Raw genomic sequence first — 26,228 nt, forward strand, 5'->3', positions numbered from 1 at the left:
GGACGCCACAATAACAGTCAACTTAGTTGAGTTAAATGGAATTGTGTGGAATTATGAGTTCCATAAAGTGGAACTGTTAAGTCTTGCTTTAACCTGTTTTGTGTGAGCAAAGTGTCACGTGTTAGTCATTGAGTCGTTAAAACTTTAGAGCCTGAATAATGAAAACTGAAGATATAACCTTGTTCCATCGAATTGTAGAAACTGGCAGCCTGGTCGAGGCGGCTGATATTTTAAATCTACCTAAGTCGACGCTGAGTCGACGACTGCAATTGCTTGAAGATGAGCTGAATGTAAAGCTGTTTCATCGTCAGAGCCGAGCGATGACATTAACTGCTTCAGGCAGCCATTTTTACGACAAAACAACACCTATGCTTGCGCAGCTAGAGCAGACCATGTCTGAATTGTCGGGGCAAAACGCTGAAGTTGCTGGTCATTTGCGGATCCTGATTTTTCCTATTCCTGAGCTTATTCATATTACTCACGCTATCTTTGAGTTTATGGATCTCAATCCAGGGTTAACGGTAGAGATTATTGTCAGTACAGAGCCACAAGATATGATCCGTAATAACATTGATTTAGCGTTTATGCTTGAAGACGCCTTCAATGAAAACGAGATGGTTGCTAGGCATATGATTACTGAGATGGTGCATTTTTTTGCCAGTCCCGAATATTTAGCTAAAACTGATATCCCACTGACTCAGGAGTGTCTGTCAGAACATAACTCGATACTATTTCGTTACCCAAACGGCAAGATTTTCAACGATGTACCTTTTGGTAAAGACCGTACTTTAGCGGTCAAAGGTAACTTGTGCGTGAATAGTCTAGAGACATGCTTAGAAGCCACTTTAATGGGACGTGGGATCTCTATGATGCCACTGGCTTTTGCCCAAGAACATGTCGACAGCGGTAAGCTTAAAATGTTGTTTGAAGAGATAGAGCCCTATGAGGGGAAATGCTATTTGGTTTATCCGTCGAGGCGGTTTATTAGCCTTGCGAGTCAGCGCTTTATCGACTTTATGATGAAAGCCATGGAAGAGTGTATCGAAAAAGGCGATTGTAATCGGGATGTCATTGTCCGTGGTGTGTTTAAATCGATGAACTAGTCAGCAGTAATGATCAGCCCTAATGGTGCAAGTAATTGTTCCTGTTGCCACTGGTTAATCATCACCCCTTCAAGTGACACCTTGCGTGGATCTAAGCCTTCAAGTTCAACGCGGGTGAGGTTACAGCCGCTAAGCTCAAAACTGCCCCATTGTTCGGCCGAGAATTCGCCACCACTTAGGTCGGCACCTTTCATCGAGGCACCTATTAGATTGGCACCGCGCCAGCGATTATCGAACAGTTCACACTCTTCAAGTAGTGCATTGTTTAAGTCTGCGTACGCCAAGTTACAAGCGGTGATATAAGCGGAGCAAAAATAGCTTTTAGCGGTGATGTAATTAGCAAAACTTGCTCGGCTAAAATCACTACCCTGCAGATTGCATTCGCGCAGCTCAATACCGTAGCAACGGGCGCCTTTAAATAGCGCCATACTCAAATTGCAATGCTTAAAACTGGCACTGGTGAGTGTGGCGTAGCTAAAATCACAGCCTTCATCTTCGCCTTGTTGTACAAACTTACAGTGGCTAAAGCGGGCATCCGTCAAATCGGCATGATTAAAGCGGCAGTGGTGAAACTCACAATGCTCAAAGTGAGCATCTTGTAGATCTTGGTCGCTAAAATCTTCATCGATAAATATCTGTTTTGATGCTTGCATGGCTAGTTCTCTTCTTGTGTGACGGCGGCGAGCTCAGGTTCAGAAATGCGCCGCGCCAGAATATAACAAGCAATACCCATTAAGGTATTAGTGACGGGGAGGGCGAGCAGCAAGCCTTTTACACCACCTAAATAGGAACCTAGTGCGGCTAAAGGCAGCATAATTAAAAACAACCGACAGATATTTAGAATGAGTGAACTCATCGGTCGATGATAAGCGTTTAAGGAGGTTGCTACTAAGATAACGATGCCTAACGGGCCATAAGCCGCAGGCAGCACCAAGATATAAAAGCTTAACCACTCAATGACCTGCGGGTCGTTACTAAATAGTCGTGCTAACGGCTCTGCAGCAAATATTAGTGGCAGGTACAGCAAGGTTTGAAGTATCAACACAAATTTGAGTGATAACAGCAGTGCGTCACGGGCGCGAGTGGTTTGTCCTGCGCCGAGGTTTTGCGCCACAAAAGGCACTAAACTCGATGATAGCGCCATCACGGCAATCAGCATGACTGATTCTAAACGTGTGCCGGCACCAAAGGCGGCCACCGCACTGTGGTCGATACGCGCCAACATCGCCATTATCATGGCATTCGCCACTGGATTGAGCAGATTCATTAGCGCAGCAGGCTGAGCGATATGGGCTAATTGCTTCCAGTTGCATCTAAGTCTGACAACATTAAACTCGGCAAACTCGACCAGATGACGTTTAAAAATCAATAAATGAGTCGACAGCGACAGTGCCACAACCCAGGAGATCACAGTGGCAATGGCTGCCCCTTGGATCTCTAAGCGCGGAAATGGCCCGATACCAAAGATAAGTAACGGATCTAATATCAGGTTTATCAGTGCCGCTAGCATCATTATCTTTGCGGGTGATCGAGTATCGCCAGTGGCGCGAAGTCCTTGGTTACCTACCATTAACAGCACCAGTAATGGTGCGCCTAAATACCAAGTGAACATGTAGTCATGGATCAGCGGCAAGCTGCTTTGGTTTGCGCCCAGTAAGCTAAACAGTGGATCAATGAATAGGCTACCAAATGCCGATATGAACGCGGTTAATAAAAACGTGAGCAGTAAGGCGTCATGTAAAAACACTTTGGCTTTATCGGCATGTCCGCTACCGATTAAGCGGCCCAAATTGGTTGATACCCCAGCGCCAATGCCGATAGCAATGCTTGAAATAATCAGGGTCACAGGAAAAGTAAAGCTGATAGCAGCCAGAGCTTCTGTGCCTAACTGGCTGATAAAAAAAGTGTCAACGAGGCTGAACCCAAGAATGGTTAGAATACCAATCAGGTTTGGGAGGCTCATATTTAGCAGTACACGACCAATCGGCTGTGTTAGCAGCCCGTGTCTGTCTCTCATGGGGAAGTCTTGCCTAGTCTTTACTCGGAGGCGAATTCTATCAGGATTGATCCGATATTTATAAATCAGAGTCAAAAAAAACCGATTTATTTTGTAAATAGGGCTTGGAACTGCAGACCTTTACCCCCATATCTCGAACATCAAATGATATTTTGGTGTTCACTAAGGTGAAATCAGCCAAAGTCGTTACTATCTTTAATAGCCAGCAATAAACGTTGGCGACAAAAATAATAGGAGCATCCATCGATGAATATTCGCCCATTACATGATCGTGTCATTGTTAAACGTTCAGAAGTTGAATCAAAGTCAGCTGGTGGCATCGTACTAACTGGTAGTGCTGCTGAGCAGTCTAGCCGCGGTGAAGTTTTAGCTGTAGGTAATGGACGCATTCTTGAAAACGGTAGCGTAATGGCGCTAGACGTTAAAGTTGGCGACATCGTGATCTTCAACGAAGGTTATGGCGTGAAAAAAGAAAAGATTGATGGTGAAGAAGTACTGATTTTATCTGAATCAGACTTAATGGCAGTTGTTGGGTAAATCCCACTCTCGCCACGTAGATAGACCATGATCACCGTTGATGGTAGTGCATTAGCCACATCAGCGGACTGAAATGAATTTAAAGGATAATAAACATGTCAGCTAAAGAAGTATTATTTGGAAACGACGCTCGCGTAAAAATGCTTGCCGGCGTAAACGTACTCGCAAACGCAGTTAAAGTTACTTTAGGCCCAAAAGGTCGTAACGTTGTACTAGACAAGAGCTTTGGTGCTCCACTTATCACTAAAGATGGTGTGTCTGTGGCGAAAGAGATCGAACTTGAAGACAAGTTCGAGAACATGGGCGCACAAATGGTGAAAGAAGTTGCTTCTAAAGCCAATGATGCAGCTGGTGACGGTACCACTACCGCAACAGTACTGGCTCAATCTATCGTAACTGAAGGTCTTAAAGCGGTTGCTGCTGGCATGAACCCAATGGATCTTAAGCGCGGCATCGACAAAGCGGTTATCGCTGCAGTTGCAGAGCTTAAAAACCTTTCTCAAGAGTGTAGCGACACTAAAGCTATCGCTCAGGTGGGTACTATCTCAGCTAACTCTGACGAAACTATCGGTGAAATCATTGCAACTGCGATGGAGCGTGTCGGTAAAGAAGGTGTTATCACTGTAGAAGAAGGCCAAGCGCTAGAAAACGAATTAGACGTTGTTGAAGGTATGCAGTTTGACCGTGGTTACCTGTCTCCTTACTTCATCAACAAGCCAGAGACTGGCAGTGTTGAACTAGAAACGCCATTTATCCTATTGGTTGATAAGAAAGTATCAAACATTCGTGAATTGCTACCTATCCTTGAAGGTCTAGCTAAAACAGGTAAGCCACTGCTTATCGTTGCAGAAGACGTTGAAGGCGAAGCATTAGCAACATTGGTTGTGAACAACATGCGTGGCATCGTTAAAGTTGCTGCTGTTAAAGCACCAGGTTTTGGCGACCGTCGTAAAGCAATGCTACAAGATATCGCTATCCTAACTGGCGGTACAGTGATTGCTGAAGAGATTGGTCTAGAGCTTGAAAAAGCGACTCTAGAAGACCTAGGTACAGCTAAGCGCGTTGTTATCACTAAAGATGACACCACGATTATTGACGGTACGGGTGAAGAGACTCAAATCAAAGCACGTGTAGCTCAAATCAAGATCCAAGCTGAAGAGTCTACATCTGACTACGACAAAGAAAAACTTCAAGAGCGTATGGCTAAACTTGCTGGCGGCGTAGCCGTAATCAAGGTTGGCGCAGCGACTGAAGTTGAAATGAAAGAGAAGAAAGCTCGCGTAGAAGACGCACTACACGCAACTCGCGCAGCGGTTGAAGAGGGTGTGGTTGCAGGCGGTGGTGTTGCACTAGTTCGCGTAGCAAGCAAAATCGGTGAAGTTGAAGTTATCAACGAAGACCAGAAGCACGGTGTAGTTATCGCACTACGTGCAATGGAAGCGCCACTACGTCAAATCGCAACTAACGCTGGCGAAGAAGGTTCAGTTGTTGCTAACAACGTTAAGAACGGCACTGGTAACTACGGTTACAATGCTGGTAACGACACATACGGTGACATGCTAGAGATGGGTATCCTAGACCCAACTAAAGTAACTCGTAGCGCGCTACAGTTTGCTTCTTCAATTGCTGGTCTTATGATCACCACTGAAGCAATGGTTGGCGAAATTCCACAAGATGCAGCTGGTGCGCCTGATATGGGCGGCATGGGTGGAATGGGTGGAATGGGCGGTATGGGCGGCATGATGTAATCTAACTGGTTAAAATCGTTTATAGCTGCGTTACCTTGCCACTCGTTTATGAAAAGCTAAACGTCGTGACAAGAAGCCTTGCTCTAAAGCGATTTTTCCTGCGTTAGATACTTTTGCTGGTCTGAAGCTTAAACGCTAAAGCCACTTGTTGTAAAAGAATTAAAAGCCTCGATACTTAACGGTATTGGGGCTTTTTTGTGTCTGGAGCTTGCTTTGGCGTTGCATTTCAGGGGATAGCAGCGTGACTTCACCATTCAGAATTAATAAGAGTAGAAAGCTAAACGTCGTGGTAAAGCGCCTTGTTCTAACATGATTTATCCTACGTAAAATACGTTGCTGGTCTGAAGCTTAAACGCTAAAGCCACTTGTTGTAAAAGAATTAAAAGCCTCGATACTTTACGGTATCGAGGCTTTTTTGTTTAAGGATGGACTTATCCCGGCAGTATATAGGTGTACTTAAAGGGAATTGGTGTCTGGAACATGAGCTTTTGCATGTTCTAAGTCTTAAATGTAGGAGCGGCTTTAGCCGCGAAGCTGTGCCTTTTTCCATGCTATTCAAATCTGATCCCTTAAACGATTTGTTGGCTAAAGCTGCATTCTTGGCAATTTAGCGTATAAGTCTCTTGGCTTTTTTGCACCCGTGTTTGCTTATTTTTGCATTGCGGGCAGGCCTGTTTCATCGGCGTGTTTTTAGTACACTGGTTACACTTTATGTAATAGCCAAACTTGCCATACATTGGTGTGTAATTCGTTGATTCCCCGCAATGTTTGCACTGCAAAGCCACTCGAATCATTGTTGTCGCTTCAACGACAGAGGCTTGCTCGATTGGCTGAGGCCTTGTAACTACAGGTTTTGCTATCGGTTGCGCCAACTTAGGAGCAGCTTGTGGGACTATTGAAGGCTCTGCTGTTGTATCTAAGTGCTGGTTAATTAAGAATGAGCCTATAGAGTCGAGCTCTTCTTTATTAAAGTAAGGTCGAGTGTCATATACATTAACGACTCTTATGATCTTATTTCTAAGCTTCATTATTTTTTGAAGCTTTTCGACTAAGAATTCAGACTTCACTAATTTCTCTGAAACGGCTTTAGGCATCGATTTTCTATCAATGATTGCGTCACTTGATACCACGCAGAGGTGATCCCAGCAGCGTCCACTAAAGCCCTGCTTAATACCAAACATCTTTCCTAATACGTCAAGCCTATGATGATTGAGTAATTGCTTCAGCAGTGCTTGCTGTAACTCGACTTGTTTGATGGGGGAGGGCATACCTGACCATTGCTTGCTATAGCTGCGAGTCCATTCTTGCTGTTTATTGACCTTTACATGGCCTTTAATACTTTTTGACTCAAGCAATATAAAGCCATAAGGGTAAACTATTAGATGGTCAATCTGCGCCGTTTCATCATTAAAGCTGAACTTGAAATCATTTATGACCAGAACTTCAGGGTTATCTTTATAAGCGCGGCGTAAAAAGAAGGCGACGTTGTGTTCTTGCTTTTGCCCGGCTATCGCTTGCGCAGACTTGGCATTTTGAGGAGATTTGGTTTTTAGAATCATTTATCAACTGCATCCATACATAACGTGATAATAATTCGAATAATAATACTCGTATTGGTATTCAAAAAGCTATCGTAATACGACGGTAAATAACGAATGGCCCTCTCACTCTTGACATAATATGTCGTAAGCGTGTTGTAAAACGTGTATGGTTTATTGGCATGAATAATCAGGTTAAGGAGAACCAATGAGATTAGTGAGTTTATTTGTCTTTTCGCTGCAGTGGCTGGCGATAGCCGCATCGCCGACGCTTTTAGGGCTTTTTGTTGGAGTTGTGTTGAGTTTGCAATCAGGTCAGCTTAATGCGCTCACCGTTGTCGCTTGGGGCGCTGTCGGTTTTATTATTGGTGGCTTTTGGGCGGAACGCATTAGAAAGCAGACGGGTCTGAGTGAATTTTTGGGTCGGCTTGCAGGCGCGCGCGATACCTCCAAGCGTCGCTAAGTTGGATCGTGAGTCGGGTTCGATGGGCTCGACTCTGCTGCTGAAGGTTTAAGGTGTATTGGAGTAAGTTAGATACCAACCTGCAGATAAAGCAATGCTAAAGTCGATTTGAATCGAGTGATCTCTATGCGATTCTTTATGAATACTTGGGTTATATGGGTACACAGTTTGTGGATTAAATACATAGTGCATGAATTGACCCTCACCATTCATTCCCCAGCCCCAAAGGTAGTTAAAAATCCTGCACTCACCGGCTATCTCTGTAGCCGTCAGATCTTCAAGATCTAAGTCAACAAGCAATTGATCTATCTGCTGCAGTTTTTTTTCAACTCCAGGCGCGTATTCGTTTAAACGCTGCCACTTAAACTCATATTCATTGTCTGGATAGGTGCTGGGAATACTGAAAAATGGTTCTCTATTGTAGTATTCACCGACTTGATACTCTAGCCTAGATAAATCACTATCGAGTAATGAACAGGTTAGTTTGGATAGTTGCTCAAACTTTTTTTGATTGTCGAAAAAGTATTGCGAGTACTTGGTTTCTTGTTCCTGCTTTAACACGCTGTAAATAATGAATACCATTAACAGGAATGCGATTCCTCTCAAAGCTGATTTGATCTCTTTGGCATAGTTCAATGCTAGATTATTGTAAAAATTCATTTTTAGCCTGCGTAGTACTTATTATCAGTAGTCAAAATCGGTTGGTTTTTTGCTGTTTAATTCATTGCGCCTTACGATTAGCGTTTGAATTAAAAATAAAAATTAATATTTGTTTAAAAAGTGCTATTAATGACTGTGGTTATTATGCTTATCCAGATAATCTATCTGGAGACTGTTTTCTTTAGGTATGATTTGTCTAGGCGCCACCCTCGGCTTCATCTTTTTGAGCTTTGAGCAAGGTGGTTAGCTGTACATTGAGCATCATCATTTGCGCATCAATATCTTTGCGTTTCTGTTCAGCAGCTTCAGAATGATCATTGGCCAGTGCTTGGCGCTGTTCTTTTAGCTCTTTGAGTTCCTCTTTGAGCTTATCAATCTTCTTTTCTGTCTCAGTTCGAGTATCAACTTGTTCACTCTGTTGGGCTTTGGTGTTGGCACTATTTTTGTGTATAGCAGCGCCGAGCTCAGTAGATAACTTCTTTTGCGCCGCATCAGAAATCGACACGCTATCAGGCTCGATAGTCTGCGACAAAGATGCTTGGGTTGGCGCAGTATCCGATCTGACTTTGATCTCTGCCTGCAGCATATTTTGAGTCAAAGAGGACGCTGAATTGATACCAGATATGTTCATTGCTATTCCATGCAGATGAAGATGATAGTTGGTTATCGGCCGATCCAATCAAGGCTTTAGTGTCAGTGACTTGGTAGAGCTAAAAACTCTTATCTGCTTGCGATGAAACGAGCATTGAACAGAATTGAATTCTTCATATCCATTCAGGTTGCAATCACTATGGTTTAATCTCTAGGCTATAAACTGACGAGTGACACTCGGTTCAGCGTTTATATTTAGCTGTAGTGAGTCGTTAGTGATTAAGTGGGAAATACTAAACCATCATATCTGCACCTTACCAAGAATTTCCTGCTGCATAATTGTTGCCCATACTAGCTGTTTATTGGCGGTTATGGCGCAGCTTGAGTATGTCAATCATATAGTTCTTTAGTTAGGGATGTTGATGATGACGATAGCTCACTGCTATTTATGCTGTCCTACTGCAGTCATATCAATAAGCTAGCGATTGAAGTATTAGAGGGGATTATGATGTCTATTAGTAGTCTTATTGTGCTCGGTGTAAATTGGTTTGCCTTGGTCGGCCTGTACTTGATGTTCATTTGGGTGATGCTAAAAAGTAATGGGCATTCTGTTTAGCGAGCAGGGTCGAACAACTCGTTATTCGTCCCTGCTGATGACTCGTTAACTCAATGAATAATATTGCTAGTCGTCATATGGCGGTTGAATAAATAGCTGACATATAAACAAAATGCAGCCACGACCAAGTACAGTTGTTGTAGCTGTTCAACAATAGGCATTTGCGGGAATTCATTCTTGCTTATAGCGCTCAAAGTACCAAGCAGCAACAGCAATGCAGTTAAAATAAGGTATTGGTAACGCGGTGATAGTAATCTCTCTTTACAGATGAGTGATGCAGCATAAATACTGAGCCAGCCAATAATAGCCCCTAATGCTAAGTCAATCGGCCAGTGGGCACCGACTGAGATCCGCGATACAGCGACTATGATTGCCAAAGAGACAAAGAATATTCTGCTGAGCAATCGTCGAGATGACAGATAGGCTGTGCCTGCGAGTAAGAAAATAGTGGCGGTATGTCCTGAAGGAAAACTCTTACTGTGGCGAACATCACCGATAATATTTATTTGCTCTAACAGTGCTGCTGGGCGCGGCGCATCAAAATAGCTTTTTAGTAGATGTGTCACCAATAGACAGATCACTGCTGCTAGCAGCACTCGTAAAATCCAAGCAGGTTTGAAGCAAAGGATCATGACTAGAATGCTGCCCGTAACAACCCCATTGCCCATGTCGGTAATGCTTGCTAAAAGCTCAGGACTAAAATGTTGGCTCGCTTGATTGATTTTAAAAAAATAAGCGTCGTTAACACTTTCTTTCATCAGTAAAAGAAATGCTGCCACTAGAATCAACAGCCCCCACAAAAAACTCGTGTCATTTTTAGATGGTAGGGAGCGTGGTAGAGCAGATTTTTTGATGTTTGCTTGGATGATGCCCTGGTCGAATTTAGTCATGCCTTTCTCTTATTGGATGAAGTCGACGCTATTTTATTATTTGCAAGGTGAAGAAAATGTCATTGCAGGAGAGAGCATTGGTGATGACCGAACTGTTTCAATATAGATTAATTTGAATAACGTTATGGAATCGCTAAATTCAAGCTGAACTGGGAGCTTTGACGGATGACATACTGGAGGCTTGTGGCGATTTAGAAAAACACCAATGACACGATGATTCTTGACGCTGTAACAGTATTACCAGACCGATAAACTATTTAATATCGCTCTAGTAATACTGAGTTGTAGAGATGGTGGCGCGCAGTTTTGAAGACTACATCTCTTCTGTGACGGTACAAAGTCCCTTAAAAGCCTCTTGACCATCAACTTGAACAGTTGCTAACAGTTGGTGATCGGCTAAAGGATATTGACTGTAATAAAGGTAAGTTGGAGTGGCGCTAATGTCTTTGCCGTCTACCGCATCGATGCGATAGATATTGCTCATAACCGGTGATTTGTAGCTGCCATCAATCTTCACGATTGATTCGTTAGAGCGCAAAATTGTAATGTTTTTCATAACGACATCATCGGCACCTTTTACTTTGCAGGTAAGGTCGCTAGCCTGTGCGCCAGTGCTTAATGCCGCGATGCTAATCGCTGAGCCGATCAATATTTTGCTAAGTGTATTCATTAATATATTGCCTCATTATTTTGAACATCTCATGCTTTCGCTGAGAAAGCTTAATCATTACCTAATTGAGTCTATTACAGCAATATTAGTTCCTAGCTAACAACTGTCAATTTGATCTAATTAAGAGAAATGTGATGTTAAGTCACTTATTTGCCATGAAAAGTGGGGGAGGAAGGCAGTTTTTAGCAGAGAAATCACTAGCAGCATTGAATTATTAATACTCATTTCAGCTAGGTTTATTAAACTGAAGTGCTAATTATTTAAATCGTTATAGAGGCTAATCATCGTGGAAAGTAATCACTCAAATACAAGCTCAACCTCAGACAAACGCAAGCCTTGGGTGGTTCTTGGAGTCATTGCATCAATTGTGGTCGCAGTTTGGTTGTTGTTGATGGTGATGCCAAAAGGCTTTAAGGCGACCCATGAAGAGATCGGAACGGGTAAGCCAGCTGTGGTTTTTGTTTATGATCCAGGTCTTGCGGTGAGTAATAGCCAAACAGAGCAGATGAATGAAGCCCGTGCCCACCTTGGTGATAATGCGCTGTTTTTGTTAGCTAGAGCAGGTACCCCCGATGGCGATAAGATGATCGCAACTTATCGAGCTGAATCTGCTGAAGTGTTGCTATTTGACCCTACTGGTAAACTAATAAAAAGACAGTATGGCGTCATTGGAGCCAATGAGTTAATGCAGTGGCTACGATTATAGGTCAGCTTTCAGCGTTCTAATACGCAGCTTTGCTAAGCCCACTATCTGTGGGCTTTAGCTGTTTTGCTTCATGCTTTATTGGTTCATGACTCTGCTTATGTTCTCGCTTTACTCCTAGACAATTCCCAATCTTTAGCCCTAGTAAACCACGTTACTATTTCTTATCAATAAGTCACTTCTCAGCCACTACCCCTAAAATATGTGCTTTTCTCACCTTCGACTATATTTAGTCAAATAAAAGGCTTATACCCATCTTCTGTTGTGAGCCTGTAGATACAAAATACAAGAATGAGTCTGGATTTTAAAAGGATTTTATGAAAAAGCTTATTTTTTTATGCCTTTTTCCAACGATTGTCGGCGCGGAAGTGACTGCACTTAATTCAGTTGAGCAGCTTCCCGTCGGTGATGCTTTGCCATTTTTTAAGACGTTGGAGCAAGCTGAGCAGAGAGCGCAAGCTTATAAAGTCGCTATTGACGCGATTGATGAAAAGCTTGATGACTGCAACGTCGAGTGCGATGCACTAGAGCAAAAGCTAGATAACTACAAAAAAGCTTTGAAAGATCACTCCACTAAGAATGGCTTACCGCTATTTTCTATTCTTGGTGGGCCAGGATATATGCCAGAAACAGGAGTTATGCTGGCATTAGGGGCTTTGTACTCATTCTCGACTAACAGGCAAGAGCAACAGCTCCAGCGTTCAAGTTTGACCTTGGTCGCTATAGGTAACAAAGTCGAAAGTGGTGTTGGTTTAGGTTTGCGTTCAAAACAGAATCTGTTTTTTGATAATAATGCTATGCGCCTCATTGGTAAATTTACTATGGGCAAGCAAAGTGAGTATTACTGGGGAGTGGGTTATGAAGCGGGAGATGCGGTTGAAGCATCAGATGATCTTCTTTATGAATATAAGCTGTTAAATTACGAGGGAAATCTAACCTTTCTTACTTTTAATGGCTTTTATCTTGGTCCTGCTCTACGGCTGAAAAGTTATCAGCCTGATGAAGATACCCTGCCACAAACTGCAATTGATGATCCTAATTTTCAAGAGTTCAAAGATAAGCCATTCTCCCTAGGACTTGGGGTGGCGCTTGAACATGATAGTCGTGATTTCTCTGTAAATGCATGGAGTGGCCAATTTTTCAATTTCGAATACATTGTCTATTCAGAAAAGATTGGTAGCGACAACGACTATCAAAAGCTACTGCTTGATTACCGATATTACCACTCTATAAGCAAAGGGCGAGTATTGGCTTTTTATAATGCCTTTCAATGGAGCGACGGTGACGTGCCTTACTATGATATGCCGACCGTTGGCGGACAAGACTCCTTAAGAGGGGTATATCGAGGTCACTATCGCGACAAAAATTCGATTGAAAATACCGTTGAATATCGTCACACCTTTAAATATCAAAATGGGGAGCTGACTCGGCATGGGATGACGGTTTTTGCTGGCTTAGGCTCGATTGCTAACGAGCCGCAGCAATTGTACGAAAACCTAATATATAGCTATGGCGTAGGTTACCGCTTTGAGCTACAACCAAGAATGAATGTGCGTGTTGATTATGGCCGAAATGCGACTGAAAGTGGCTTCTATTTAACCTTTAATGAAGCATTCTAAAAGGGATTTAATCATGTATAAATTATTGAGTATTCTCAGCTGCTGTGTTCCGTTTGCCGTTTTGGCAACTGATGAGTCTGTGCCGGAAAAAACAGAGAGGGTAAACTCTACTGCTGAGATTGAAGTGCAGAAACCGCTTACTGATCGAGAGAAACGACAGCAAAAGCGAAATGAGACTGTTCGTTCAGACATTATCCCCAGTAAGAGCACAGATCCAAATCGCAAGTGGGAGCGCTATTTGCCTTTTTTTGGTCAGCAAGTCATTGAAAAAGGCTATGACCTGCCATTACCACTTTCTATCTCTATTATTCCTAACTATTCCAAACAAGACTTGTCACTCTCTAATTTACAATTGAGTTATAAGGGGGTCGATATTGGAGAGGTCATTGATTTAGATAGTATTGATTTTGGTCAACCAGATGTTGAAACTGCCAGCTTACAGTTGCGCGCTGCAGCTTGGATATTCCCTTTCATGCAGGTCGGCATCCATGGTGGCCGATTTGAAGGTTCAACCGATCTTTATATTAAAATCCCGACTGCTATTTTTAAGAAAATTGAAGAGGTGTGTGGTGGCAGAGTGACGCCTGCATTCTGTGATGATGTTCCTGAAAACATCGTTCTACCTGAGATATCTCCTGATTATTCAGGATGGAACTATGGTTTTACCACCAACTTTGTTTATGGATTTGACCATTTTTTTGTTCTGCTTCCGTTCAGTTATACCTGGACCAAAACGGATGATGATCGAACTGAATCAGAAACATTGCTTGTAAGTGCAAGAGTCGGCACATCATTTAATGTTCCCAATTGGGGGTTTGTAAACCCATATATCGGTGTTTCATACATGGATACTGAAGGAACAACTGGTCAGTCGGATGCCGAGATTAAAGGTGGGCCAACTATAGAAGGACTAAGCTATACCATTACACAACAGAACGTCGCTCACTATGCTGGATTAATTGGTTTTGACTGGAGTTTAACTAAACACCACTCGTTCGATTTGGAAGCCAATATCGGTGACGGTAGGCAGAATTACGTAGCTATGTATACCTATAAGTTTTAACTTTGAGCCACAGTTTGATGTTGTTGTGTTGTATGAGTTGGTTGATTGAGTGCGCCGTAAGCCATTCTCGGCAAGGCTAATGAACTTACCGAATGCCTTTTTGTCCATAAAGGTAATGCTCATTAATCTGGTCTACTAATGTTTAAAAACTCTGCTGTACTATTGTCACTTCTGAGTGTGATTTCGTTTACGACTCACGCAGCAACCTCTGTTGAAACGACTACAGCGTATGATGCCAAATCTATCTGTTATAACGTTGCTAGTGCGTTAGGTGAAGATTGGGGGAGCTGTGACACTGAGGGGCCAATGCTGGACAAGCAGGGCACCACTGAATATGTATTTATGACTGAAGCTGGAGAGAGGGCTTGTCGAGTGTGGACGACTAGCAAAGGTCAGCAGAAAGGTTTTTTAGCCCCTCTGCCCATTGATGCAGACGAGTGCCCATTGGGGATATTTTTTGACGTCACGCCTATTGGTGAAGATGAGCATCAAATCGATATTACCTTTGGTGGTTAGCAAAACTAGGGGCTAACTAATTTGCAAACAGCCCCTTTGTATGCTTTTTTAAACTCCTCGCCTGCCCCACGCTGTAACGATGGCTTTGCCGCGACCTCTTTCGATAGTTTCATAATAGAAGGTCACGTTCCGGATCACTCGTTTACCGCCACGAAGATCCATTAAGCGGCTTTCACTCCCAGCACTTATGACAGATCTGAGCTTCAATTCGTCTCGCTTACCATTGGCATATTCAACAATAATTTTCTTAATGTTAACCGAGCTCTTCTTTACCGTAACCTTAAGTTCTCTAAAGCCGCCCTCGGCAATATTGACGTGCATGACATCTTTGTCTACTCCATGTTTAACTGAGCGTTGTCCTAGTTGTTCCCATTGTGCTGCTGTGACGGGCATAGACACTGGTAGCATTATAAAAACGACAGCTATTAACTTTACTAACTTATTGATAGGAAGCATGTTCGAACCTTTAACCATTAGTTTTTTGTGCAATGCCCCACCGTAGTAGGGGCATTAAATAATAAGAGAGTTAGCCACAATAGGCTGATATTTAGCTTCTTATTTCGGGCGCTTTTAGTGCTGTAGTAACTGACTAAAACGTAGATTGAAAGTGGCTGAGTCATTTGGGTCTAACATCACTCGGACAATGTTAACGCCTTCTGGCTCTTTTAGCGCTTTAAAGATGGCATCTATATCTTTCTCTGTGTGGGCTACATAGCTATGTACATCAACGCCTTCGGTTCCGCCAAGTGCCTCAGCTAGCTTTTCATACTTCCATACTGCAATGTCGTTGTATGAACGTTCTTTACCTGGGTGAATGGCTCGCTCTGCACCGTAACCAGAGTTATCTAAAATGAATAATGCTAAATCTTTTTTATGCTCAATCAAGGTCGCTAGATCTTGGGCACTCATGGTAAAGGCGCCTTCGCCTTGAATGCTTACAGAACGCCTGTGGTGCTGTTCGTTGGCAAAGTTTGCACCAACAAACATACCAAAGCCTGCACCGAGTGAGCCCCAGTTACCACAGCCATGCATAACAATGTCAGCTGGAAACTCTGCTTGTGAAGCATTAATAAAACCGCCTGTATCGCCATACAACATGTCGCCAGCTTGTAGATAATTAGAGAACTGGATAAATAATCGGTCAATGGTCAGCTCATTATCTGTTGCTGTAAATCTGTCTTTTTGTTCAAAGGCGAACATGCGGCGTGCTTGTAAGGTTAACTCGCCCGCATCGATATGTCTGATAGCACCTAAAAGCGCAGGAACAAAGTCTCGCAGGTATACCATGTCATAGCGTTCTCCATTAATTTCAACGTAATCTTTGCGAACCCAAATGACATCTTGTTGCTGGCCCAGCCGGGTTGTGAATACACCAGTATCAAACTCATTGAAGGTCACTCCAAGAGCAATCGCTACATCGGCGCCATCCATCATCTCTTTGGTGTAATCTTCGCTGACTTCACCCATATATATTCCGATGCTATTTGGATGCGCTTCAAAGTCGCCCATTTTACAACTGAAGGTGGTTGCAACCGCCGCATTGAGTTGATCAACTAATTGCATGCCCTGCGGGATCATGTTTTCACGTTGGAGAAGATGGCCGGTTAACACGCTGCGAGTTTTTGACTTTTCAAGCAATGCTACACTCGCTTCAAGTGCAGCATTAAGATTAACAGCAGAAGACTGCTCAAGCATCAGATCAAGCGGCCGAGTAGGAGCGTCAACCATTGCATTTTGCAGGTCATAAGGCACTTCCAAATAAACCGGTTTTTTAGTCTGCATCGCTTTACGCAGGATTTGATCGACATCGAAGGTCGCAGTGCTTAAATCTACCAGGCGCTGACTCGCGCAGGTAATATGTTTAAACATTTCGATATTGGTATCGAAGTTGTTCTCGATAACATGGTGGTAGCGTCGTTCTGTTGGGGTTGTTAGCACCTCAACGGCTGCTGTACCTGCAATAACCATTATCGGTGTGTCATCAGCATACGCACCAGCAATAGCATTAGTGCAACTTAGAGAGCCTACGCCAAAAGTGACAACCATGGCGCCAAAACCATTCATTTTTGAATAACCGTCAGCGGCGTAAGTGCCGTTAAGCTCATTTCTTGGCATGATGTGTTTCACGCCGTGGTTGCCATCTAAAATTTCATCAAAAAATGGCAGTACATAGTCACCTGGAATGCCGAAAACATGGTTAGTGTTTAGCTCTTTTAGGCGAGTAAGAATATAAGTTGCTAATGTAATCTGTTGCATGGTGTTACCTCAATAAATGGATTTAAAATTGGTCCGTTATTTGTGTGAGGTAATATTAAGCAATGCCCAAAATCTTCTATATAGTGTATTTCGGACTTGCCAATCCCAAAAATGGGATTGGCATTTTTTACGGAAGGAGTTTATTTAAATGCGCTGATAATGGCGTCGACTACTGCTCTTTGCGCGGCGGACTGTAAGTTGCGGCTGCGGTATAGCAAAGAGAAAGGCACTGGTGCCAATCGATAGTCTTTAAATATTTGTACCAGCTTGAACTGTTCGTTGTTTGGCTCCATAGCATAGAGTGGGACGATAGCGTATCCAAGCCCATCGTTGACGGCACTGATTAGCATCTGTGCATCTATGACACTGAATTTTTGACTTGGTTGAATCTTTATCACTTCATCAGTACTTTTTTTGGTGATAGGTAGTGAGGGATGAGATAGTGTCGAAACATAGGGCAGAGTATTAAACTCGCCATTAGCAATTTCATCTTTATGCTGTAAAGCAAAATCCTCATGTGCCACAAATGCCAGTTCGAGCTCAATTAATTTTCTGGCGATTAAATTGCTTTCAGGAAGTTCACCTGTCACCACGGCAATATCAACATCATCCGTCAATGTAGTGGAATTAACCGAGTGCTTTAACTCTATGCTTAATTTGGGATTATCCTTTAACAGATTGAGAATGGCATGATGAATGAATTGAGTGTAAAAAAGCTTAGTGGTCGATATCACTATATGGCCACTTAACAAACCTGAGTTGTCATTGAGTTCATCGATGGTATTAGCCAACTGCTCAACGATAGTGCTTAGCTTTTGATAATACTTAACCCCTTCATTGGAGAGTGACAGCTTATTTTTGTTACGTATAAAGAGTTGTATGCCTAGACTCTCTTCTAATGACACAATGCGTCTACTGACTGTTGATAGCGACAGACGTGTTTTTTCGCTGGCTTGTTTCATGCTGCCATATTTCGCTACCTGACAAAAAACATAGTAATCATCTAATTGAATCTTCATAGGCTTGTTCTATAAGTGCTTTTAATTAAACATTATAGGACAACTTCTTTTTACTCTAGCCTTTTAACTTAATCGAGCTTATTTTGGGTATTGCCACTCCCATTTTATAGTCGGTGCTCAAATTTTGTGTTTAGGTAATCTAACGCCATTGAAAATTACCACATCCTGCTGTGGTTAATTGTGTACATCATTGAAGTTTAAAATGGGAAAACTCGACATTATTACGCTGCTACTTGCGACCAATGAAAATCTCTATTGTATTTTCAAAGTACGCCTTAGCAATGACACCGCAAGATCTGCGCAAGATAACAGTTAAAACGGTGATCATCGCCAGCAGTGTCTGTGTTTTCTTTGTGCTTGGAGGGAGTACTTTACTGGATCTGTTTCATGTTGACTTAGCATCACTCAATATTGCTGTTTCACCACTTGTAATGCCCTTTATGGCAACCCCACAAGCTTTGGTCGCCTCTGCTGATAGCGCTGAGTTGAGTAACAAGCTGGTGCTATTACAGTGATTGTCGGCATAGCATTATTGAACCTTGTCCCTTTGCATAATATTCAGAAGGTCATGGCTTTTCTCGGAGAGGAGAGCATTCTTATCATCACCAAAATCGCTGGCATTTTACTCGCCGCTTTAGCTATGCAAATGATGATCTCTGGAATGGCAAATGGTTTGAAGATTATTGGATTAATTTGGCCATGGTGTGACCCAAGCATTAGATGCCGTTAGTCACGAATAGGAAAAATGTAGGGCTTAATCTATTTCGGCGCATCTATTGAAAAAACAATTGTTGAAAGCTGCCGTAATGGTAGAATGCGCTCGCCAGTTAGTAATTGGCTCGTCGGTTACTTTTGCCAAGTATGATTAAAGCAAAGTCACCTTAATAACCCTCACTTTATTCTCTATCGATTCGAGTACTTATGAAACGGATTTTATTGCTGACCCTTTTTGCTTTTTCTAATGTCGCAGTTGCAGTTGAGCCACTCTTTGAAACCCCTAAAGATATGCAGCCCACCTGGGTTGATGACATTCTCTCGGTTTTTGGTGCTGACGGTGAGTTTGATGACAGCAAGCCTATCGATATGAGCTACCTGCCGACAGCTTATTACACGCCGGAGAAAAAGTTTGGTGTGGGATTGTTAATGGTCGGCTTATATAAAACGGAGGATGCTAAAGCAGAAGAGCAGCCGTCGTCATTGGTGCTTAACTCCTTTGTATCGATGAACAACTCTTATGGCGTTGAAGTTGAAAATATGACTTTTTTCAACGCTGGCAAGCAACGCCTTTTATTAGGGCTTGAGTTGCATAATGAAGCATCTGTTTATTATGGCCAAGGTATTACAGACGGTAATATTGATGCTAATCACCATGAATTTGAAGAGCAGGTTTATAGCTTTAAACCTACATGGTTGAACGAAGTTGCCGATAACTATTTTCTGGGGATTGGCGCAGACTTCACCTATGCAAGCGCAGACAAACTAGAGTTAGTTGAAACTGGCGTTCCCGTCGACGTAGATGCTACATTGCCGAGTAATTTCAGCTCAGGTGTGGTGGTAAGCAGTATTTATGATTCGCGAGACTATCGCCTTAATGCTACCAAGGGCTGGTTATTCCAGATAGACGCTGGTCTCTACCAAAACAGTGAATACTCGACGTTTTCAACCTATAACTTAGAGCTTGCTAACTATATTGATTTAAGTTCTACCTCGTTGCTAAGCTCGGCGCCAGGGCTGATAGCTTGGCAAGTTCAGGGGCAATTTACCGATGGTGACGTGCCTTGGAATATGTTGCCTGACTTAGGTGGCTCAAGTGCCATGCGCGGCTATATTAAAGGCCGTTACCGTGACAAGCAGATGATGATGGGGCAAGTTGAATATCGTTTACCTATCTTCCAGCGCTATGGCATGGTTTTTTGGGGCGGAGTGGGCAGTGTTGCTGATAAAGTCAGCGATCTTAATGAGGAGTTGCTGACCAGTTATGGTGCTGGTTTCCGCTTTAAACTAAAAGATAATATCAATTTACGCCTTGATATTGGTGTCGGTGAAAACGAAACCAATTTCTATCTTAATGTGAACGAAGTCTTCTAGGTATGAAATTATTCGCTGTTTACCTGAAATTGAGCTTATTAGGGCTAGCAGTATCGCTAGCGCTTCCAGCTGTGGCTCAGCCATCGCTGGCAGGGCAAACTGCAGCTACGCAAACGGCGCAGCTAAATCAGGATATAAAACAGTGCCGCCGCAGTGCCAGTTATGACATTTTCTTAAGTGGTATTCATACTGGTACTATGGAGCGGGTCGAAAACTGGCAAGGAAAAACTGCCGTCGTCACTTCAAGCAGTAAAGCCAGTATTCTGGGCATTGGCACTCAGTATGAGCAGCGTGCAGAACTGTCTTGGTCTGCGAAGACGGAAGAGTGGCTTACCGATAACTTTCATCAACAGGTGACGGGTTTCAGAGCTCGAGATATGCGAGTCAGCTTTAGCAATAATGGCCGAGATACTGAGGTCGATATTGATGGTGATATTGAACGTTACCACTCAAACTCTATTGCACTGCGGGATGTTGATACCCTGGCGATTCAAATGCGTCACTTCTTGCTCCAAGGTCGCACCCAGTTTGCCTTAGTAAGACAAGCATCAGATGCCATTGAACCCTACCAGCTTTATGTTAAACAGCAGAAAAAGGCTAACATTGAGCCTTGGGGTGAGCTCACTTTAATTCCTGTTGAGCAGACAGGAGAAGAGAAAGTGACCTACTATTTTTCCCCTGAGCTTGACTATCAGTTAGTTAAAGCCCGTTACCACGGTATTATTCTACAGGGGCTCATTGAGCTAAATAGTTACAGCTCAAGCTGTGACTAGAGCAAATATTTATACCGATTGGTATTAGGGCGCTACAGTAATATCGTCATGCTAGAGTTTCTTTAAAGCCAGCTTTATGATTGGTCGCAGTTTTTCTAATTGCGGATTTTTACTACTGGCGGTGATGGTATAGAGTTCGCTCAAAAAACTGCGGCTATTGTGTAGCTTAGCCAAACCAATATTACTACTGTATACGCTACCCCAATTTTCAAAAGGGCTAGGGTCGACGATATTATCGAAAAATAGCTGTAACTCAGGTTGGGTTAACTCTCCTCTAAGCACAATATAGATGGTAGCGAGTGCCAGTCTTTTAGGTTCACCATAATGATAGAAGTGTTGATTTTTGGCGACCACTTGGCTTGAAATTCCCTCTAGTAATTGCTTCAACTGTACAGCCGTTATCTGTTTATTTAATGCCAACTGTAAAAAAAGATCGGCGCTATGTGCGACAGCATGTCGCCAGCCCGTCGTGTCATCAAAGCCTCTGTAATCGTCAATCGATGCCATGTAATTAGTGGCTGTATTGACCACTTCTTGGCGCTGTTTATCTGTTAGGTAGGGACTGATTCGATCAGCTCTGACCACCTCAGCCAGAATCAATGCTGCAAAAGGTTGGCTAAAGTTATTGGGATCTGTATTTTCCGTCGACAGTATTTGATTCAAGGAGCTAAACAATGTTTGAGTGGTCGGAATCGTCAACTGTTGGTTTCTAAGCCAAAAACTAAGTCCTTCGAATACAATGCCATCGCGGATCTCTGGATCGCTATTATCGATGCAGTTAACAAGCTCTATTGCCGTAGCTTGTCTTTTAGTTGAATCTTCCTCTACAAACTCGTTTGCTTTGAGTTGATGAAGCTGCTGCGTTGTAAAATACTTGTCGCATTTAGACGCCCAACTATTAAACGCCATTGAGCATAGTAATAAGCAATAAATTCCATTTAATTTCATGCAGTAGCTTCCTCTATTTTAGCCAGAAAATCATTAATAGCATTGGCAAGATAGCGAGCTTAAGTACAAATGTCGAATAGACTTCACTATGGTGCAAAGAGAGCAATTGCTCAAACGATGGTCAATTTACTCGCAAATGAACCACTGCTGAGGTGAAAAGAGGTAGGGGGTTAATAGTTGACTAATTTAATCAAGAATTATAACATGCGTAAAAAATGCAGCTTAACGAGTTTTGGAGTCTATATGTCAGTATCATTTAAGAAAATATTTGGTTTAAACAAATCTGAGGAGCAAGCTGTAGTGCTTACGACTAAGGCTGCCGAGAAAGCTGAAAAAACTGAAGCGACTAATGCAGCAGTCAAAGCTGAAAATGCCAAACCTAAACATGGTGATAGCGGCGTATGTTGTGGATCATGCTCTAACTAAGGCTTGATAGTGACCGTTTTCATCTAAAAAGGCCTGCTCAGCAGGCCTTTTTATTAGCCGAAAACCCATTTCACAAGTTGTTATACTGATTGGTATTAGCTTTGCTTCTTAGTTGGCGCAGCAACCACAAATAGATTTCGCTAGTTGTGCACCAGTGTTAGCGTTTTGGTTTGTCCATTGACCATCCCACTTAAGTTCGCTTGAGGACTTGCTACATGTAGCTGGGCAATCTGCTTTTGCTTGGGTATTACTGTTGATGATATTAGCGGCTTGTACATTCAAGCATTGCTTAGAACCGACCGCAATATCATCGAAAATATGACTCAAGCTATTTGAGGTTGTGTTGCTTATATTACTGTCTAAACCTTCATAGTTATGACATCCAAAGCAGTTAGAGACAAAGCCCGCTGAAGGTGAAGACTCTCCATTAAGATTAATTGCAGCCGTGTTCACCTTTTGATATTCAGTTTCTGCAACCGTGTTAGCCAACCTTAATGAACCGCGTTGGTTACTAACTTGCGTCACCGCTTGGCCATCGGTTGGTCTCGTGTAGGAACCTTGCTGGATATCGCTTACCCACAAAGCACCCACAATGAAGTAGTTTTTCAATACTTCAAAATGACCGCTTAAATAGGGCTGAACATTGCGATTGAGTGATGTGATTGAGTTTACGTTATCGGCAAACTTATGATCATCTTTAGAGGAACCATAAGGGTACATACGGCAGATTTGTGACGGTGTGCCGGTGACCTTAGTTCGCTTGGTAGGATTATTGAATTCGCAAGTTGCTTGATTATTTTTAAGCCCTGACGCACAGGCTTGGCTAGCAAATGACCATCCCGTGGTTGTCTTGGGCAAGGTACAGTCTGGCGCATTCACTTTATGCTCAAATGTAGCCCAAACAAACTCTGGGTGTGCCTTTGTTGCAACGGCAACATGAAAACCAATCATGCCAAGTTTAGTTTTTTGGGTATCACTCTGATCTGATACTACAGGTGTAATGTGAGCATCCATGGTGATGAAGTCATTAGGATCATCATTTTGTCCTAATACTTTCCATGCGGTTTTCATTTCGGTGGTGCCAGCAGGGAAGTTCTGCAGCTGCTGGATCGCTTTGACATTACACATATTCTTACTAAAACGAACATCGTAATAGACGACATTACCATTTTGGTCATAGATGGTGGCGCTGCCACCTGCTTGTCCAATCATCTCCGGTATGACTATATCTGTGTCATTCTCTTCATGTTTAGCGGTGCGAATAAACAGTACTTGAGAATCATGCTTATCATCACAAGAGTTGGCCGGGCTACCATCTGCGTTTATTTCTAATTGGTTGAACTGAGTATTGTCTTGAAAGTTGATAACAGATGGATTGTTTTTTGATTTGGCCATCAGATAAGCAAATGTTTGCCAAGAGAACTGATAAAAGTCACAAAAAGAGCTGTCATTAGGACCGTCACTGGTTTTGACTTCACTAGGCATTGATGGGGAGCTAAACCAACTTGACTGTGCTACACAGCTCTTGAGAGCTGAGGTACCGCCAGTGACTGCTCGTTCTGCTACAGCCGCTATTGTCGGTTCGCTATAGGGAGTTGATTGTACAAAGCTGCTACTGGCACATGCCAGGATAAGCGCGCTAATTAGTGTACTGATTTTCCTTAGTGGTGCGTTCATCGAATATTCCTTTATTTTAATAAACAAGATACTGACTACAGCTGGTTAACTGAAGTAAGTTCGAGTCGGTAATACGACTATAGCTAAGGCTATTCAGAGCAACCTTCTGGAACTATTCTGATTTTTTGATGTTGTTAACTCTATGTTTGTATTTTATTTTATTGCATATCTGTGGGAATTCTTCTGCTGCTAGAAGCTGCATTGTTAGTGCTTTAGTGTTCGCCTTACTTGATAGCAACGCTAGAATGGTGAATTGGGGGGGAGGGGGCGTAACCGTTTTGCTGCAAACAAAAAAATGCCAGTCGGTGGGTGACTGGCATTTGGCTTTGGAGATGTTGTTTTACTTAGCTACATTTGCAATTAACGTAGCTCTGCAGGCCAATCTTTCTCTACACGCTCTTTAATGAACTCTTCTTTAGAGGTCTTCATTGCGTCTAGGTCAAGACCCGCCAGCGGTTGTACTTTAGCTTTAGTGTTGTACTTAGTTGCATCGTACTTATACTTTGGTGCGTACTTTGTTAACAGTGCGTTCGCTTCATTAAGTGCTTCATCTAAAATCGCATTAGATTTCTCAAGTAAGCGAACGGCTTCAGTTGGGTTATGAGCATGGATACCGTGAGAGGCTGTAGCGCTGTCCCAGAACCACTGCGCATGTCTAATCTTAGTTAAAAGACTATCCATCTCTTTAGCTAAAGGCGTATTAGCTTTTAATGCTGCTTCGTAGTTACTTTTGGCTTGAGCAATGCTTTTATCTGCTTCTAGCCCTTTGATACCATTAGCAGCCCAAATAGCCTGAGCTTTAAAGTGTGCTTCGGTCAAGCGTGGGTCTGTACCATCAGCTTCAAAACGCAGCTTGTTGATCTCAGCTTTACGTTCGTCGAAGATCTCTTTAAAGTCGCTGCCATCATGACAACCTACACAGCTTTCGGGTAGCTTTTTAGCATCAAAAGTGACTTTGTGATTAGAGTATTCAACGCCTTTGCTATTTTCCGTTTTAGGCATATGACATGTGGTGCAACCAAATTCCATATGGCTAGACATCGCATGGTCAGTTCTATCCATCATGTTTTCAAATTCAGGATGTTGTGCTTTTATTGATGGCACTCCTGAAATAGCGTTAGTCCAGTCTTTGAAGCCTATTTGGTCAAAGTAAGCGAGTTGCGCTTCTGCTGCAAAACCTTCATATAGGCCGTCTGAGCCTTTATAGTTAACGACTTCTTTGTAGTCGGTTTTAACACCAGGTACCCAATGATCCCAAGGGTAACGGACTTTTTTATTGTCCTTACCATCAAAGTAATACTCTACATGGCACTGAGCACAAGTTTGGCTCGCCTGCATAGTTGATGTTTGCTCCGCAAAATCCTTGCCTATGGCTTGCATAGCTCGCTCAGCATATGGGCGGCTCATTCGGATCTCCGCGCTGCCTAACTGGTGACAATCTGCACAACCAATAGTGTTAGACATCTCATGGCCCCATGTCGACCAATTGTTATTTGAGAAGTTATCTTCTCCAACTTTATCGTACATGCGGGCGACATCTGGAGTTTTACAAGACCAGCAACTGGCAGCCATGGCTTCGCCAACAACGTTGCCGTCATGGCCAACAACAGGATGACCGGTACGAAGTGTTTCGACGATGTCTGTCATTGCATAGTGATGACCACGTGCTCGGTTATAGTCTTTCGCAAAACCGTAACCAGCCCATGCCGAGACCAAGTTTGGGTTTGCGGCCAATAGATCAACTGGGGAGCCGGACTCAGGGTTGGTTTGCTCAGTCTGAGCCCAAGTCTTGTATTGCTCTGGAAATGCTTGTTGCCAGTTATCGCTATTGTATAGATCGACCTCTTTATCAATGGCAAAAGCTGAACCTGTGAATAGAGTAGATACCATTATCGCTATGGACAGTTTTTTAAGTTTCATCATCACTCCTAAATGCAATCAATAAAATAATAGTTGTTTACTTGAAATTAATTATTGATAGTTGAGAACGAAGTGATTATTACCATTTTAAATTATCCGGTGAATTTGTTTTGGCAGTTAATGTGATGTCGCCCTTATTTAAATTATTACATGGTTGTCTTTGTATATTTTGGCTTGCTAAATAATACCTATTTATGGGTACTATTGTTTTTAGAGTGAATTAGCTTTATTTATTTTAAATTAAGCGATGCCAGGTTTTGATCATCTCGTTGTTTTTTAAGGCTTTACTGGCTTTACGTTTTAGTGTTTACATAAAGGTTTATGATTGGGTTTTATTTGTGAACTTGTATTCAACTATCCATTTTAAATCTTTTTTTTATTTGCTTT

The 26,228-nt window shown here is 42.6% G+C and carries 26 protein-coding genes; 13 read left to right on the plus strand and 13 right to left on the minus strand.

What is annotated here, in order from left to right; translation table 11 throughout:
• The first annotated feature begins 158 nt into the window (after positions 1 to 158).
• Positions 159 to 1,103, plus strand: coding sequence for a LysR family transcriptional regulator (locus tag SWP_RS02610; RefSeq protein ID WP_020910784.1), 945 nt, complete (start codon positions 159 to 161; stop codon positions 1,101 to 1,103).
• Here SWP_RS02610 and SWP_RS02615 read toward each other — a convergent pair.
• Positions 1,100 to 1,756 (minus strand): Qnr family pentapeptide repeat protein, encoded by a 657-nt coding sequence (locus SWP_RS02615; protein ID WP_020910785.1) that lies wholly within the window; start codon positions 1,754 to 1,756, stop codon positions 1,100 to 1,102. The two genes, SWP_RS02610 and SWP_RS02615, sit on opposite strands and share 4 nt — an antisense overlap.
• A 2-nt stretch (positions 1,757 to 1,758) precedes the next feature.
• Positions 1,759 to 3,120, minus strand: a complete 1,362-nt coding sequence (locus tag SWP_RS02620; protein ID WP_044555601.1) for an MATE family efflux transporter — start codon at positions 3,118 to 3,120, stop codon at positions 1,759 to 1,761.
• Between the two features lie 246 nt (positions 3,121 to 3,366).
• Between SWP_RS02620 and SWP_RS02625 the strand changes: the two genes are divergently transcribed.
• Together SWP_RS02625 and groL are read left to right on the plus strand one after the other, a co-directional pair.
• Positions 3,367 to 3,657, plus strand: a complete 291-nt coding sequence (locus SWP_RS02625; protein WP_020910789.1) for a co-chaperone GroES — start codon at positions 3,367 to 3,369, stop codon at positions 3,655 to 3,657.
• A gap of 95 nt (positions 3,658 to 3,752) precedes the next feature.
• The gene (gene groL / locus SWP_RS02630; protein ID WP_020910790.1) at positions 3,753 to 5,405 is read left to right on the plus strand and encodes a chaperonin GroEL; all 1,653 of its coding nucleotides are present in this window, start codon (positions 3,753 to 3,755) and stop codon (positions 5,403 to 5,405) included.
• 569 nt (positions 5,406 to 5,974) lie between these two features.
• On the opposite strand, the gene SWP_RS02635 is transcribed toward groL, so the two are convergent.
• Positions 5,975 to 6,964 (minus strand): nuclease-related domain-containing protein, encoded by a 990-nt coding sequence (locus SWP_RS02635; protein ID WP_020910791.1) that lies wholly within the window; start codon positions 6,962 to 6,964, stop codon positions 5,975 to 5,977.
• Between the two features lie 187 nt (positions 6,965 to 7,151).
• On the opposite strand from SWP_RS02635, the gene SWP_RS02640 reads away from it, so the two are divergent.
• On the plus strand, positions 7,152 to 7,406 hold the full coding sequence (locus SWP_RS02640; protein ID WP_020910792.1) for a hypothetical protein: 255 nt from the start codon (positions 7,152 to 7,154) through the stop codon (positions 7,404 to 7,406).
• A 48-nt stretch (positions 7,407 to 7,454) separates the two neighbouring features.
• Here SWP_RS02640 and SWP_RS02645 read toward each other — a convergent pair whose 3' ends face one another.
• From SWP_RS02645 to SWP_RS02660, 4 genes are all read right to left on the minus strand, one after another.
• Entirely contained in the window at positions 7,455 to 8,066 is a 612-nt protein-coding gene (locus SWP_RS02645; RefSeq protein WP_044555603.1) for a hypothetical protein, read from the minus strand.
• 196 nt (positions 8,067 to 8,262) lie between these two features.
• Entirely contained in the window at positions 8,263 to 8,697 is a 435-nt protein-coding gene (locus tag SWP_RS02650) for a hypothetical protein (protein WP_044555605.1), read from the minus strand.
• A 626-nt stretch (positions 8,698 to 9,323) separates the two neighbouring features.
• Entirely contained in the window at positions 9,324 to 10,163 is an 840-nt protein-coding gene (locus SWP_RS02655; protein WP_020910796.1) for a phosphatase PAP2 family protein, read from the minus strand.
• A gap of 313 nt (positions 10,164 to 10,476) precedes the next feature.
• Positions 10,477 to 10,833 carry a hypothetical protein gene (locus SWP_RS02660; protein WP_020910798.1) on the minus strand — a complete coding sequence of 119 codons (357 nt, stop codon included), beginning with the start codon at positions 10,831 to 10,833 and terminating at the stop codon, positions 10,477 to 10,479.
• 286 nt (positions 10,834 to 11,119) lie between these two features.
• On the opposite strand from SWP_RS02660, the gene SWP_RS02665 reads away from it, so the two are divergent.
• The 4 genes from SWP_RS02665 (at position 11,120) to SWP_RS02680 (ending at position 14,734) form a co-directional block, all read left to right on the plus strand.
• Positions 11,120 to 11,539: a hypothetical protein gene (locus tag SWP_RS02665; protein ID WP_020910799.1), complete on the plus strand. Its 420-nt coding sequence runs from the start codon at positions 11,120 to 11,122 to the stop codon at positions 11,537 to 11,539.
• Positions 11,540 to 11,853: 314 nt separating this feature from the next.
• Positions 11,854 to 13,155, plus strand: coding sequence for a BamA/TamA family outer membrane protein (locus SWP_RS02670; protein WP_020910800.1), 1,302 nt, complete (start codon positions 11,854 to 11,856; stop codon positions 13,153 to 13,155).
• 13 nt (positions 13,156 to 13,168) lie between these two features.
• Positions 13,169 to 14,218, plus strand: a complete 1,050-nt coding sequence (locus SWP_RS02675) for an autotransporter outer membrane beta-barrel domain-containing protein (protein ID WP_020910801.1) — start codon at positions 13,169 to 13,171, stop codon at positions 14,216 to 14,218.
• Between the two features lie 138 nt (positions 14,219 to 14,356).
• The gene (locus SWP_RS02680) at positions 14,357 to 14,734 is read left to right on the plus strand and encodes a hypothetical protein (RefSeq protein WP_020910803.1); all 378 of its coding nucleotides are present in this window, start codon (positions 14,357 to 14,359) and stop codon (positions 14,732 to 14,734) included.
• A 48-nt stretch (positions 14,735 to 14,782) separates the two neighbouring features.
• Here SWP_RS02680 and SWP_RS02685 read toward each other — a convergent pair whose 3' ends face one another.
• The 3 genes from SWP_RS02685 to SWP_RS02695 form a co-directional block, all read right to left on the minus strand.
• Positions 14,783 to 15,223, minus strand: a complete 441-nt coding sequence (locus tag SWP_RS02685; RefSeq protein WP_020910804.1) for a DUF2541 family protein — start codon at positions 15,221 to 15,223, stop codon at positions 14,783 to 14,785.
• Between the two features lie 81 nt (positions 15,224 to 15,304).
• Positions 15,305 to 16,990, minus strand: coding sequence for a thiamine pyrophosphate-binding protein (locus tag SWP_RS02690; RefSeq protein WP_020910805.1), 1,686 nt, complete (start codon positions 16,988 to 16,990; stop codon positions 15,305 to 15,307).
• 140 nt (positions 16,991 to 17,130) lie between these two features.
• On the minus strand, positions 17,131 to 18,009 hold the full coding sequence (locus SWP_RS02695; RefSeq protein ID WP_020910806.1) for a LysR family transcriptional regulator: 879 nt from the start codon (positions 18,007 to 18,009) through the stop codon (positions 17,131 to 17,133).
• A 242-nt stretch (positions 18,010 to 18,251) separates the two neighbouring features.
• On the opposite strand from SWP_RS02695, the gene SWP_RS02700 reads away from it, so the two are divergent.
• The 4 genes from SWP_RS02700 to SWP_RS02715 all read left to right on the plus strand — a co-directional run bounded on the left by SWP_RS02700 (position 18,252) and on the right by SWP_RS02715 (position 20,870).
• Positions 18,252 to 18,524 (plus strand): hypothetical protein, encoded by a 273-nt coding sequence (locus SWP_RS02700; protein ID WP_044555610.1) that lies wholly within the window; start codon positions 18,252 to 18,254, stop codon positions 18,522 to 18,524.
• Positions 18,521 to 18,739, plus strand: a complete 219-nt coding sequence (locus SWP_RS02705) for a MarC family protein (RefSeq protein WP_020910808.1) — start codon at positions 18,521 to 18,523, stop codon at positions 18,737 to 18,739. The genes SWP_RS02700 and SWP_RS02705 overlap by 4 nt, the downstream gene beginning before the upstream one ends.
• Before the next feature lie 191 nt (positions 18,740 to 18,930).
• The gene (locus SWP_RS02710; RefSeq protein ID WP_020910809.1) at positions 18,931 to 20,097 is read left to right on the plus strand and encodes a BamA/TamA family outer membrane protein; all 1,167 of its coding nucleotides are present in this window, start codon (positions 18,931 to 18,933) and stop codon (positions 20,095 to 20,097) included.
• A gap of 2 nt (positions 20,098 to 20,099) precedes the next feature.
• On the plus strand, positions 20,100 to 20,870 hold the full coding sequence (locus tag SWP_RS02715; RefSeq protein WP_020910810.1) for a hypothetical protein: 771 nt from the start codon (positions 20,100 to 20,102) through the stop codon (positions 20,868 to 20,870).
• Positions 20,871 to 20,921: 51 nt separating this feature from the next.
• Here the strand turns inward: SWP_RS02715 and SWP_RS02720 are convergent, their stop codons facing one another.
• Complete coding sequence (locus tag SWP_RS02720; protein ID WP_020910811.1) at positions 20,922 to 21,818, minus strand: DUF2785 domain-containing protein; 897 nt, start codon at positions 21,816 to 21,818, stop codon at positions 20,922 to 20,924.
• 243 nt (positions 21,819 to 22,061) lie between these two features.
• Here SWP_RS02720 and SWP_RS02725 point away from each other — a divergent pair, with 243 nt between their 5' ends.
• Entirely contained in the window at positions 22,062 to 22,244 is a 183-nt protein-coding gene (locus SWP_RS02725) for a CCGSCS motif protein (protein WP_044555613.1), read from the plus strand.
• 108 nt (positions 22,245 to 22,352) lie between these two features.
• Here SWP_RS02725 and SWP_RS02730 read toward each other — a convergent pair whose 3' ends face one another.
• A complete protein-coding gene (locus SWP_RS02730; protein WP_020910814.1) occupies positions 22,353 to 23,921 on the minus strand; it encodes a mannan-binding lectin in 1,569 nt (522 codons plus the stop codon).
• A 360-nt stretch (positions 23,922 to 24,281) separates the two neighbouring features.
• Complete coding sequence (locus SWP_RS02735; protein WP_228371104.1) at positions 24,282 to 25,844, minus strand: ammonia-forming cytochrome c nitrite reductase subunit c552; 1,563 nt, start codon at positions 25,842 to 25,844, stop codon at positions 24,282 to 24,284.
• Between the last annotated feature and the right edge of the window lie 384 nt (positions 25,845 to 26,228).

The organism is Shewanella piezotolerans WP3 (genome assembly GCF_000014885.1).
Taxonomy (GTDB): domain Bacteria; phylum Pseudomonadota; class Gammaproteobacteria; order Enterobacterales; family Shewanellaceae; genus Shewanella; species Shewanella piezotolerans.